General features: G+C 71.4%; 13 protein-coding genes. 6 read left to right on the forward strand and 7 right to left on the reverse strand.

All coding sequences use genetic code 11. The annotated features are described in order from the left end of the window. Positions 1-11 precede the first annotated feature (11 nt). The gene (locus CUC05_RS23580) at positions 12-503 is read left to right on the forward strand and encodes an anthrone oxygenase family protein (RefSeq protein ID WP_205712513.1); all 492 of its coding nucleotides are present in this window, start codon (positions 12-14) and stop codon (positions 501-503) included. Positions 504-508: 5 nt separating this feature from the next. Here CUC05_RS23580 and CUC05_RS23585 read toward each other — a convergent pair whose 3' ends face one another. The 3 genes from CUC05_RS23585 to CUC05_RS23595 all read right to left on the reverse strand — a co-directional run bounded on the left by CUC05_RS23585 (position 509) and on the right by CUC05_RS23595 (position 3,393). After that, positions 509-1,390, reverse strand: a complete 882-nt coding sequence (locus CUC05_RS23585; protein WP_108668605.1) for an alpha/beta fold hydrolase — start codon at positions 1,388-1,390, stop codon at positions 509-511. A gap of 77 nt (positions 1,391-1,467) precedes the next feature. Next, on the reverse strand, positions 1,468-1,968 hold the full coding sequence (locus CUC05_RS23590) for a limonene-1,2-epoxide hydrolase family protein (RefSeq protein ID WP_240606318.1): 501 nt from the start codon (positions 1,966-1,968) through the stop codon (positions 1,468-1,470). A gap of 36 nt (positions 1,969-2,004) precedes the next feature. After that, positions 2,005-3,393: an APC family permease gene (locus CUC05_RS23595; protein ID WP_108668606.1), complete on the reverse strand. Its 1,389-nt coding sequence runs from the start codon at positions 3,391-3,393 to the stop codon at positions 2,005-2,007. A gap of 200 nt (positions 3,394-3,593) precedes the next feature. Here CUC05_RS23595 and CUC05_RS23600 point away from each other — a divergent pair, with 200 nt between their 5' ends. Both CUC05_RS23600 and CUC05_RS23605 read left to right on the forward strand, forming a co-directional pair. Further along, entirely contained in the window at positions 3,594-3,935 is a 342-nt protein-coding gene (locus CUC05_RS23600; protein ID WP_420810913.1) for a mycoredoxin, read from the forward strand. Between the two features lie 44 nt (positions 3,936-3,979). Continuing rightward, positions 3,980-4,816 (forward strand): SDR family NAD(P)-dependent oxidoreductase, encoded by an 837-nt coding sequence (locus tag CUC05_RS23605; RefSeq protein ID WP_108668607.1) that lies wholly within the window; start codon positions 3,980-3,982, stop codon positions 4,814-4,816. A 9-nt stretch (positions 4,817-4,825) separates the two neighbouring features. On the opposite strand, the gene CUC05_RS23610 is transcribed toward CUC05_RS23605, so the two are convergent. Then, complete coding sequence (locus CUC05_RS23610) at positions 4,826-5,923, reverse strand: inositol monophosphatase family protein (protein ID WP_108668608.1); 1,098 nt, start codon at positions 5,921-5,923, stop codon at positions 4,826-4,828. Positions 5,924-6,082: 159 nt separating this feature from the next. Between CUC05_RS23610 and CUC05_RS23615 the strand changes: the two genes are divergently transcribed. Continuing rightward, entirely contained in the window at positions 6,083-6,982 is a 900-nt protein-coding gene (locus CUC05_RS23615; protein ID WP_108668609.1) for an SMP-30/gluconolactonase/LRE family protein, read from the forward strand. A gap of 28 nt (positions 6,983-7,010) precedes the next feature. On the opposite strand, the gene CUC05_RS23620 is transcribed toward CUC05_RS23615, so the two are convergent. Then, positions 7,011-8,420, reverse strand: a complete 1,410-nt coding sequence (locus tag CUC05_RS23620; protein ID WP_108668619.1) for an MBL fold metallo-hydrolase RNA specificity domain-containing protein — start codon at positions 8,418-8,420, stop codon at positions 7,011-7,013. 97 nt (positions 8,421-8,517) lie between these two features. Between CUC05_RS23620 and CUC05_RS23625 the strand changes: the two genes are divergently transcribed. Both CUC05_RS23625 and CUC05_RS23630 read left to right on the forward strand, forming a co-directional pair. Continuing rightward, complete coding sequence (locus tag CUC05_RS23625) at positions 8,518-9,903, forward strand: hydroxysqualene dehydroxylase (protein ID WP_108668610.1); 1,386 nt, start codon at positions 8,518-8,520, stop codon at positions 9,901-9,903. 15 nt (positions 9,904-9,918) lie between these two features. Next, a complete protein-coding gene (locus CUC05_RS23630; protein WP_157965948.1) occupies positions 9,919-10,173 on the forward strand; it encodes a hypothetical protein in 255 nt (84 codons plus the stop codon). Between the two features lie 171 nt (positions 10,174-10,344). Here CUC05_RS23630 and CUC05_RS23635 read toward each other — a convergent pair whose 3' ends face one another. Further along, entirely contained in the window at positions 10,345-10,611 is a 267-nt protein-coding gene (locus CUC05_RS23635; RefSeq protein ID WP_108668612.1) for a hypothetical protein, read from the reverse strand. 64 nt (positions 10,612-10,675) lie between these two features. Next, positions 10,676-11,215: a DUF1697 domain-containing protein gene (locus CUC05_RS23640; RefSeq protein WP_157965949.1), complete on the reverse strand. Its 540-nt coding sequence runs from the start codon at positions 11,213-11,215 to the stop codon at positions 10,676-10,678. Positions 11,216-11,579 lie beyond the last annotated feature (364 nt).

Raw genomic sequence — 11,579 nt, forward strand, 5'->3', positions numbered from 1 at the left:
GGGGATGAGCCGTGGCCTACGACATCGCGCTGGTGGCAGCGGCGCTGACCTGCAGCCTCGTCACCGGCTTGCTGCTCGGATTCGCGGTCGTCGCCATGCCGGGAATCGGCACCCTCGACGACCGCACGTTCGTGCGGACGTTCCAGGCCATGGACCGGGTGATCCAGGACCGGCAGCCGGTCTTCGTGCTGCTCTGGGTGGGATCGGTCATCGCCGTCCTGGTCGTGCTGGCGCTCGGGTGGTCGCAGGAAACCGGTGGTGAGCGCCTGCTGCTCGTCGGGGCGACGGCGCTGTGGATCGGCGGCCTCCAGGTGCCCACGGCAGCGATCAACATCCCGCTCAACAACACGCTTCAGGCGGTCGATGTCGCCGCGGAGGACGACGACTCGGTCAGCCGTGCCCGCAGCGCCTTCGAGCGACGATGGAACACCTGGAACCGGGTCCGCACCGTCGCCGGGGTCCTGGCATCGACGGGGTTGGTGGTGCTTCTCGCCGCTCGGTGACGCCTTCAGGCGAGGCGCTTGATCAGGCCGTTGACCTCGTCGGCGAGCAGGTCGCACACGCCCGGCGGGAGGTCGTGGCCCATGCCGCGGACCAGCCGGAAGTGGGCACCGGGGATCGCGTCGGCGATGGAGCGGCCGGCACGATGGTTGACCAGCGGGTCGTCGGCGCCGTGCACGACCAGGGTCGGGACCTCGACCCGCTGCAGCTCGGGCACCCGGCTGCCGTCGGCGGCGATGGCGTGCAGGTGGCGGACGAACCCTGCGGGGTTGAGGCCCCGATCGAACGCGCGGCCGATCGCCGTACGCAGGTGGTCGGGGTCCGGCTCGAAGCCGGGGCTGGCGATGGCGCCCCGCATCCCTGCGATCGCGTCGATGTAGGCGTCACGGTCATGGGTGGGGATGGTCATGAAGAATGTCCTGGCCGCACGGGGCTTGGCGGGCGGCACCAGCCGTGTCCCGCTGGAGGACATCACCGGGACCAGCGATGCCAGGCGCTGCGGGTGGTGGATCGCCATGCGCTGGGCGATCATCCCGCCCATCGACACGCCGACGACGTGGGCGCGTGCCAGGCCGAGGTGGTCCATCAGGCCGACGGCGTCGTCGGCCATGTCCCGCAGGGTGTAGGGCGGAGGCGGAACCGGGACCCCGAACGTGCCGGCCAGCACACGCAGCATTGGCGAGGTGGGCGCGTCGACCTTGGTGGACAGCCCGACGTCCCGGTTGTCGAACCAGACGACACGATGGTCCTTCGACAGGTCGTCGATCAACCGCTGCGGCCAGTACACCATCTGCGTGCCCAGGCCCATGACCAGCAGGATGGTCTCCCCGTCGGTCGGTCCCGTCGCCTCGTAGTGGAGGCTGATCTGGCCGAGGTCGGCGGTGGGCATGGGTGCTCCTCTGTGGGGGATGGGTCAGCGTCTGCCGTGGCGTCCGACGATAGTCGCCCTGCCCGGACCCGGACCGGTCAGCCGTTGCCGTCGGTGCGCGTGCGCACGAACCGCAGCGGCGCCTGCACGAGCCCACGGAGCAGCGCGACGGCGAGATCGACGTGGTCGAACCGGTCGCGCCACACGGTGATCAGGCCGTCGCGCACCTCGAAGGTGCCGCAGACCCAGAAGGCAACGCGGACGGGGCCGTTGGTCAGCGCGTCGACCCGCTCGGTGAGTACGACGTCCCCATCGCTGGCGATGTGATGCATCTCCACCTCGAACCCGGTGGCCGCAACCAGGAAGAGCCTGAGCACCCGGATGGTGGCCTCGGGGCCGCGGACAGGCGGGTAGGGCACGTTCTGGTAGACGATGTCGGGCGCCATCAGCGCCCGGGCGGCCTCGACGTCGAGGGCCCGAAGGGCGTCGAGGAACGCCTCGACGGTCGCGGTGGCCGTGCGCGGTGGGGCCGTGCGGGTGTCGGGCCTCGAAGTGGGGTCAGGCGTTGCGATCGTGGAAGCTCCTCGTGGGATCTCCACGGTACGCCCGGTGGGGGCGGTCGGACTGGTGCCACCTCAGCGGGTGGGGTCCTCTCGGGTCCCGGAAGCCCGGCGAGTCGAACGGTTGGCGCCCCACACGACGATCCCGAGCGTCATCAACGCGCCGGCCCGCAGCCAGGTGGCGCCCTCGTTCTGGGTGACGAGCGCCAGGCACACCACCGCGCCGAGGACCGGCGCCAGCGTCGGCGCCCGGAAGTGGTCGTGGTCCACCTCGTCGCGCCGCAGCACCAGCACCGAGACGTTGACGACGACGAAGACGATCAGCAGCAGCAGGACGGTGGTGTCGGCGAGGCCGCCGAGGTCGCCGGTCGCCGCCAGCACGAGGGCCAGCGCGGTGGTGAAGGCGATGGCGGTGGCTGGCGTGCCCCGTCCCGGGACGACCCTCCCCAGCGAGGACGGCACGATCCCCTCCCGGGCCATCCCGTAGACCAGCCGCGACGCCATGATCAGGTTGATCAGCGCACCGTTGGCGAGGGCGAACAACGCGATACCGCTGAACATCGTCTCCGGGACGCCGCCCGGACCACGTCGGATGACCTCGAGCAACGGGCCGTCGCTGGCAGCCAGCTCGTCGGTCGGGACCACCGCCGACGCCACGACCGTGACGGCCAGGTACACGAGGGCAGCCACGCCCAGCGCGGCGAACAGGGCCCGGGGGAAGACACGCGAGGGGTCCCTGACCTCCTCCGCCATGTTGACGGAGTCCTCGAACCCGATCAGGGCGTAGAAGGCCAGCGCCGCACCCGAGAGCACGACGAGGAGCGGTGGGCCGTCCCCGCTGAGCTCGAGGTTCCGTGACAGGTCGGCGCTGCCGTCCCCGATCGCCATCGTCCCGACGACGAGGATGATCAGGAGGCCGATGACCTCGATGACGGTGCAGGCGGCGTTGAACCGGACCGACTCCCTGATGCCCCACAGGTTGATGGCAGCGAGCACGACGATCAGCCCGAGTGCCCCCACCTGCACCGGCGCGTCCACGAACGTGACCAGGTAGTCCCCCGCGAACCCGCGGGCGAGGGCGGCGGCCGAGGTGATCCCCGAGCACATGACCGCGAAGGCCACGAGGAAGGTGAGGAACGGCCGCCGGAAGGCCCTGTTGACGTACAGGGCCGCACCGGCCGCCCGCGGGTACTTGGTGACCAGTTCGACGTAGGCGAAGGCCGTCAACGAGGCCAGCACGAACGCGGCCAGGAACGGCATCCAGATCGCCCCGCCCACGCTCGCGCCGACCTCGCCGACCAGCGCGTAGATGCCACCGCCGAGCATGTCGCCGAGGACGAAGAAGAACAGCAGCCACGGGCCGATGGTCCGGTGGAGGCCCCCGGACCGCTCGTCTGCAGCGGCGCCGGTGTCCACCTCGATGCGAAGGTCCTCCGTCCGCTGGGGGGCGTCACCGACCGACATGCCAAGGCCCTTCTGTCACGCGTGGTTCGGATGCACGTTCGGCTGACGTGTGTCCTCCTGCACGTGCGGGGACGTTGTCCCCCGTTCCCCCACGGACGTAACCGAACCCCCGGTGTCGGGCACGGAATCGCCGTCACCGACCCGGTGTTGCATGGTCGGTGTTGCATGGTGCAGCGCCACAGCCGACGAACCGAGGAGCCATGATGTCCGACCCCACAGCCACCCCGCCCGTCACCGTCTACTGGAGGCCGGGATGTGGATTCTGTGCCGGCCTGCTCCGTGGCCTGGAGCGGACGGGGCTGGCCCACGAGCGGGTCAACATCTGGGAGGACGAGGCGGCCGCGGCCCACGTCCGGAGCGTCGCCAACGGCAACGAGACCGTCCCGACCGTCATCATCGGCGACACGTCGATGGTGAACCCGTCGGTGGACGAGGTCATGGCCACCGTCGCCGAGCAGCACCCCGAGCACCTGCCCGAGGGGTGGACACCACCCGAACCCGGCCGCATGTCCCGGGCGGTCAACAAGCTCCTTGGGGGGTAGCCGCGGGGTACCGTCCGACCCCCCTCGAGCGCAGGACCATCGCCATGCCCGACATCCCCTCCCCCGTCCTCGTCACCGGTGCATCGACCGGCATCGGACGCGCGACCGTCCGCGCCCTCGTGGGGCGTGGGGTCGACACGGTCGCCTCGGTCCGCAGCGACGCCGACGCGCAGGGGCTCCTCGACGAGCTCGGCGATCAGCACCTCAACGTCCTGCAGTTCGACATCACCGACTCCGACGCCGTCACCGAGCGGATCTCCTCCCTCGATGCCCTCGGGGCCATCGTCAACAACGCCGGGACCGCCGTGCCGGGCCCGCTTGAGTACCTGGACCCCGCTGACCTGCGCTGGCAGCTGGAGGTCAACACCGTCGGCCACGTCGTCGCCACCCAGGCCGCCCTGCCGTTGCTGCGCGAGCACGGCGAAGGGGCGCGGATCGTCAACATCGGGTCGATGGCGGGTCGGGTGTCGGGACGGATGGTCGGTGCCTACTCGATGTCGAAGTTCGCCATGGCCGCCTTCTCCGACGCGCTCGCCCAGGAGCTCGAGCCCTTCGGGATCGGCGTCGCCCTCATCGAACCCGGGGCGATCGACACCGAGATCTGGGAGACCAGCACCGCCCGCAGCCGCGACATGCTGGCCGCCATGCCCGAGGAGGCACGGGAGCGGTACGCCGACATGGTCGAGGACACGCTGAAGGTCGGCGAACGTTCGGCCCGCCTGGCGATCTCCCCCGACCGGGTGGTCAAGGTCATCATCGACGTGCTGACCGCACGCCACCCACGCCCTCGCAACCTGGTCGGCATCGACGCCAAGGCCGCCGGGCTGGTCGCCCGCCTGCCCACCGAGCTGCGCACCCCGATCCTCAAGCAGGTCCTCTGACCCGCGGGATCACGTGCTGGCGAGCAGTCCCGCTGCGGTGTCGTGGTCCGCAGCGGCGACGAACCTGATCAACCCCTCGGTGTCGGGCAGCAGCGCCAACGGCTGTCCGCCCGGGTCGAGGACGATCCCGCCCGCCGCCACGAGGACCGCCAGCGCCCCGGCGACGTCGTGCACGTGGGTGCCGTCCCGGTCCAGGTCGTGCCACGCCCCTGCTGAGCCGTCCGCGACCAGGCACAGGTCGACGGCCGTGCACCCGGTGATCCGCAGCCGGCGGAACCCCTCGGGCACCTCGACGGTCCCGCCGGGCGGTGGCGTCGGGACCATCAGCGTGGCGCCGGCTGCCGTGGTGACCGGCATCCCGTCCCGGAACGCTCCCACACCGACCGTGCCCCACCAGCGACGGCCCGACGAGAGGTCCATCACGTACCCCGCCACCGGACGGCCGCCGGCGACCAGCCCGGCGGCGAACGCCCACGGCGGCATCCCGGCGCGGTAGTTGCCGGTCCCGTCGATGGGATCCACGACCAGCCACGGACCGGAGGGATCCTCCACCCCGATGTCGGCGCGTTCCTCGCTGAGCATCGGTACGCCGAGCTCGCCCAGGATGCGCTGGGACGCGCGGTCCGCCTCGGCATCCGCGGCAGCCGAGGGGCTGCCGTCGTCCTTGGTCGTCGTCGTGCCCACCCCGGTGGTCCGGTTCGCCGCCAGGAGCGCCGCGTTGGCAGCCACCGCCGCCAGCGCGACGAACCGGTCGGAGATGGTTCCCCGAACCCGTGCCAGCTCGTGGATCGTGCCGTCGGGATGCTCCAGTGCCGTCGCCCCCATGGTCCGAGCATGCCAACCGGCCTCCTCGAGCAGCGCGTCGTGGTCGGCCCCGAGCAGGTGGCGGACCCGCAGGGTCCCCTGGCCGTTCGGTCCCTCCGTGACGACCACGAGGCCGTCCGGAGTGCCGCCGTCCGGATGGGTGATCACCACACGAGCCGAGGGGTGACCCATCGCCCACACAATCCCGTCACCCGCGTCGGGCACCCAGTGGTCCTCCAGGAGCGCCTCGATGGCAGGCAGGTCGAGCGCCGTGGCCAGCCGCGTGTGCCGACCGTCGGTCATCGGGATGGGCGCAGTGGCGGTGCTGGTGGCATGGCGCGCACTCTAGGACCGCGCGGGCAGCTGGGGCGGGCAGTTCGCGTTCCGGCCGTCATCGCCGACGGGACCGTCATAGGGTGACCGGCAACGGGGACCGCCGGACCCGAATCAAGGAGCCTGACAATGGGGTACGAACTCGCGACGCTGCTCGACGGAGGGCACTTCTACGAGGGGCCGCGATGGCACGACGGCACGTGGTGGGTCAGCGACTTCTACGCCCACACCGTGCAGCGGGTCACCGCCGACGGCCATGCGGAGGTCGTCATGACCGTCGACGCGCAGCCCTCGGGGCTGGGCTGGATGCCGGACGGCTCGATGCTGGTCGTGTCGATGCGGGACCATCGGCTGCTGCGCCGGGCCGCCGACGGGACGGTGACGGTCCATGCCGACCTCTCCGAGCACTGTGGTGGCAAGGCCAACGACATGGTGGTGGACGCGCAGGGGCGGGCGTTCGTCGGCAACTTCGGCTTCGACCTGATGGGTGGCGCCGACCCCTCCCCGGCCACCCTCGTCAGGGTCGATCCGGACGGTTCGGTGTCGGTGGCGGCCGAGGACATGTGGTTCCCCAACGGCAGCGTCATCCTGCCCGACGAGGCGACGCTGGTCGTCGGAGAGACCATGGGCGCCCGCTACACCGCCTTCACCATCGCCGAGGACGGGTCGTTGACCGACCGGCGGACGTGGGCGGAGCTCGCGCCGGCCCCGACCCTCGGGACGCTGGAGGAGACCCTCGCCGGGCTGGCGATCGGTCCCGATGGCTGCACCCTGGACGTCGAGGGGCACATCTGGGCGGCCGACGCCATGGGGGCGCGGGTGCTGCGTGTCGCCCCCGGTGGCGAGGTCGTCGACCAGGTCACGATGCCCGAGGGGCTGGGCGCCTTCGCCTGCCAGCTCGGCGGCGAGGACGGCCGGACCTTGCTGATCTGCGCGGCACCGGACTTCCTCGAGCACATGCGCATGGACGCCACCGAGGCGGTCCTGTTGACGACCACCGTTGAGGTCGGGCACGCCGGCAGACCCTGACCGGACCTGACACGTCGTCAGCGCCCCGTCAGAGGCGGACCCGTTCGAGGTGCCGTGGGACCACCGCGTGCCAGTCCAGCTCGGCTTCGATGGCATCACGGAGCGCCTCGGCGCCGTCCTGCTCGCCGTGGACGAGGTGGACCAGCTCCGGGGCGGGCCGTGCGGAGCGGAGCCAACCCATCAGCTCGTCGTGGTCGGCGTGCACCGAGAACGACCGGAGGTTGGCGACCTCGGCCCGGACCCGGACGTAGGTGCCCATCATCTTCAGCTGGGCGGGCCAGTCGGCGAGACGGCGTCCCCGCGTGCCCTCTGCCTGGAAGCCGACCAGGACCACGGCGTTGCGCGGGTCGGGCAGCAGCCTGGCGAGGTGGTGCAGGACCCGACCCCCGGTGGCCATGCCGGAGGCGGAGATGATGATCGACGGGCCGGTCAGCTGGGCGAGCGCCTTGGACCCCTCGACGTCACGGACCTCGTGGAGGTGCCCGGTGTCGAAGGGGTCGGCCTGCCCGCGCAGCTCGGGACGGATGTCGGCCGCACCCTCCTCGATGGCGGTGCGGTAGACGTCGAGGGCCCGCAGCGCCATCGGGCTGTCGGCGTGGACGGGGAGCGTCGGTAGGCGGCCCGATGACATCAGCTCGCGGAGGCGCAGCAGCACGACCTCGGTGCGGTCGACCGCGAACGCGGGGATGAGGACGGTGCCGCCGCGGGCGGCCGTCCGGTCGATGATCCGGGCGAGCTGGTCGATGGCGTCGGTGTCGTCGTGCTGGCGGCCGCCGTAGGTCGACTCGAGGACGATGACATCGGCGTCGGTCGGTGGGGTGGGCGGCACGAGCAGGGGGTGCCGTGGCCGACCGAGGTCGCCGCTGAACAGCACCCGTCGTCCGCTGTCGGCCAGGTCGAGCGCGACGGTCGACGAGCCGAGGATGTGCCCGGCCGGCTGGAGCGTGACGGTCACGTCGTCGGTGATCGGCGTCGGGTGGCCGAACGGGACGGTCTGCAGGCTGGGGAGCACCGCCCGGGCGTCCTTCTCGGTGTACAGGGGCAACGCGGGTTCGTGCTTGGAGTACCCCATCCGGTTGGCGAAGCGCGCCTCCTCCTCCTGGAGGTGGCCGCTGTCGGGCAGGACGATGCGGACGAGGTCGGCGGTGCCGTCCGTGCAGAACACCGGCCCGCGGAACCCCTCGTTGCGCAGCCGCGGCAGGTAGCCGCTGTGGTCGACATGGGCATGGGTCAGCACGACGGCGTCGATGGCTGCGGCGTTGGCGGGGAAGGGCGCCCAGTTCCGGCGTCGCACCTTGCCGTGCCCCTGGAACAGGCCGCAGTCGACGAGCACCGTCGACCGTGCGGTCCGGAGGAGGAACCGGCTGCCCGTGACCGTCCCGGCAGCTCCGAGGAAGCCAAGGATCGGGACGGCAGGACGTCGGGCAGCAGCAGTCATCGAGGTCACCGTAGGCCCGTGTCGGGAACCTCGGCAGGGCCCAAGGTCCCGGCGTCGTCGGGAGTCGGCGGATGGGGAACGGGGCACCCTGCCTCCCGTGCGCTGCGTCGTCGTCGGAGGAGGACTGGCCGGCCTCGCGTCGGCGGTCTGGCTGGCCGAGGCAGGTCACGAGGTGGTCGTGCTGGAACGTCGCGGCGCGCTCGGCGGGCGGACGGTCGCCATGCCGCAGGACCAGGTCGACGACGTCCCCGACAACGGACAGCACGTGCTGGCCAGCGGATACACGCACCTGCCACGGTTCCTCCGCAGCATCGGGACGGCTGACCGGCTGGCGTTCCCCGGTCACCTGACGATCCGGATGCCCGACGGCACGGCGCGGCGGATCGGGTCGGGACCGCTCGGCGTCCTCAAGGTCGTGGTCGGTGACGTGCCCGGCGTCCGCGGGTGGGATCGGTTCCGGACGGCCGTGGCGCAGGCCAGGTTGATCGGCCAGGCCGTGCGGCAGCCGCGAGACCTCGACGCGATCACGGCGGAGGAGTGGTTCGACCGCGTGGGCCTGCCCGAGACGGCACGCGTCGGGTTGTGGAACACGGTGGTCATCGGCCTGACCGGCGACAAGCCGTCGATCTCGTCGGCGAAGGTGCCGGCGGACCTGCTGGTCACGGGGTTGCGGCAGGCCGTGCGCACCCGGCGTGCCATCTCGATCGGCTATCCCACCGTCGACCTCGACAGCTTGATCGTCCGACCGGCGTCGGCGGCGTTCGATCGGTTGGGGGTGTCGGTGCGGACCCGGGCGGTCGTGCGCGGGCTCGAGGTGGAGGCGGATCCCGCGGGTCGTCGGGTCGTGCGTGGGGTCCGGCTGTCCGACGGCGACGTGGTGGCGGCCGACGCGGTCGTCTGTGCGGTGCCGATCTGGGACATGGCCGACCTGCTGGAGGGCCTGCCGGAGGCGCAGCTCGTCGACCGGGTCGTCGCCGAGCTGACCCCGGTGCCGATCGTCAGCGTCAACCTCTACCTCGACCGTGACATCGGGATGGCCGACTGGGGCGAGGTCATCCACGGCGGGGAGGGCGTGCTGGAGCAGGTGTGGGACCGGCAGCGGATGCACGGGCGGACGCCCCGGTCGAGCTGGCTGTTCTCCACGACCGTGTCGGCGGCGTACGAGCTGGTCGGCATGCGCAACGACGAGATCGTCGCGGCGCAGATGGCGGTGCTGGCCGATCGGTATCCAGCGGCCGCAGGGGCCACGGTGGTCCATGCCCACGTCGTGCGGATGCCTCGGTCGACGTTCGCCCAACGGCCGGGCACCGCCGGCCTGCGTCCCCCGCAGGCGACCTCGGTGGATGGGTTGGTGCTGGCCGGTGACTGGACTCGCACGGACTGGACGACCACGATGGAGGGTGCCTGCCAGAGCGCTGCCCGGGCCGTCGCGGTCCTCGTGGGTTCGGCGACGCGCCGCCGTCCTCGGGTCCTCGGGCGGTAGGGTCGCCGGCGCACCATGGCAGCGGATGCGCGGGGAGGGCTCGTGGACGGATCGGGGTGGGGACGTGGGAGGGGGCTTCTCGTCCTGCTCGGGACCTGGGTCCTCGCGCTGGCCGCGATGGCGGCGCTGTCGTCGGTGACCATCCCGAAGGTGGTGGTCACCCTCGTCGTCAGCAGCCTCGTCGCCTACGCCGTCACCGAATCGCCGACCGGTCCCGGGGAGCGGCCCGCCCGGTCGTGGCCGCAGGACGAGAGCGGCGCCGGCGGGTGAGGCCGGAACCGCTCGCCCGTGGCGCGGTGACGGGTGCGCTGGTCGGCCTCGTGGTCGGACTGGCAGGTGAGCTGGCGACCTGGGTCGTGGCACGGGTGTTCCCGACCGATGTGGGAATCGTGGGCCTCGCGACGATCTGGGCCGTGCCGTCGGGGGCCCTCCTGGGCGTGCTCACCGAGTGGCGCGGCCGGCCCCGCGGTCGGGGTCGACGGCTGCTGCTGGTGGCCCCCCGGCGATCCTCGCGGGCATCACGTCCGCAGTCTTCCAGTGGTTGGCGGCGTGACCTGCTGACGCGGGCCGGAAGGAGAAGAACTTCGAGAACATCAGCAGCATTCGCCGGGTGTCGACGTCGACCGGCAGCATCGGGATGGTGAAGAACCCCTGGGAGGTGTCGTCCGGATCGGTGAACACGAACACGAACCGGTCGGGCCCGACCACCGCCGGCAGCATCGCTGCGCGGAGGGGGAGGGGCGTGGCCGGGGAAGGTGGGTGTTGGCCTGCCTCAGCACTTCTTGAGGATGCGCGACAGCGTCGGGAACGTCCGCGACGTCAGGTCCTTGCCGAAGGTCTTCTGCAGCCAGCCCATGGCCGACGGTGTGCCCTTGCCGACCGAGGTGTCGTTGACCGTGAAGAGCTCCGTGGCTGTGGCATGGACGACCCGCAGGCCCAGGGACTCGACCTCGTGGGGTACGGCGAAGTCGAGCGTGATCGGGCGGTCGAAGAACGTGACGAGCTGGTAGGCAGCGGGGCCGTGCTCCTGTCCGGCGTAGGGCTGCAGGTCGACGAGCGCCTGCAGCTCCTCGGGGGTCCGCACGATGGTCCTGGACGTGAACCCCAGGCGGTCGGTCCACGTGCGGTCCAGGCGACGGGTGACCTCGTCGCGGTCGTCTGTGTCGGCGTCGAAGACGAGGTTGCCGCTGGACTGGATCGAGGCGACCCGCGTGAACCCCGCGGCTTCACAGGCGCCTCGCAGGTCCGCACTCTTCTGGTTCTCGTGCATCGGGGCGATTCCCCGTAGCAGCGCCACCCATCGGGTCGTCACCGTCATGCCTCCAAATCGGGGTGGGGTCCGGGTTTGGGTCGAGCCGGGTCGAAGTGAAGCCCGAACCCTAGCGCTGCTCCGTCATCCACAGGTGTCCGGATCGGGACACATCGTCGCGTGTGTCGGGTTGTTGCCCACTCCAGACCGCCGTGGATGACAGTGTCCAACAGCAGCCACGAAGCGGAGACGATCACCACTGACGAACCGTCAGAAATGCCGTTTGAGCTGGGGAAACACCCGATCCAAGACCGTCCGAGGCGGTATACTCGAACACACGATCGAGACAGGTGAGAGGTGGGGTTCGGGGTATGGGGTCAGGGGTGGTGGAGGCGGGTGAGGTGACCGAGCTGGTCACCCACCTCCA

It is taken from the genome of Euzebya rosea, from assembly GCF_003073135.1.
GTDB lineage: Bacteria > Actinomycetota > Nitriliruptoria > Euzebyales > Euzebyaceae > Euzebya > Euzebya rosea.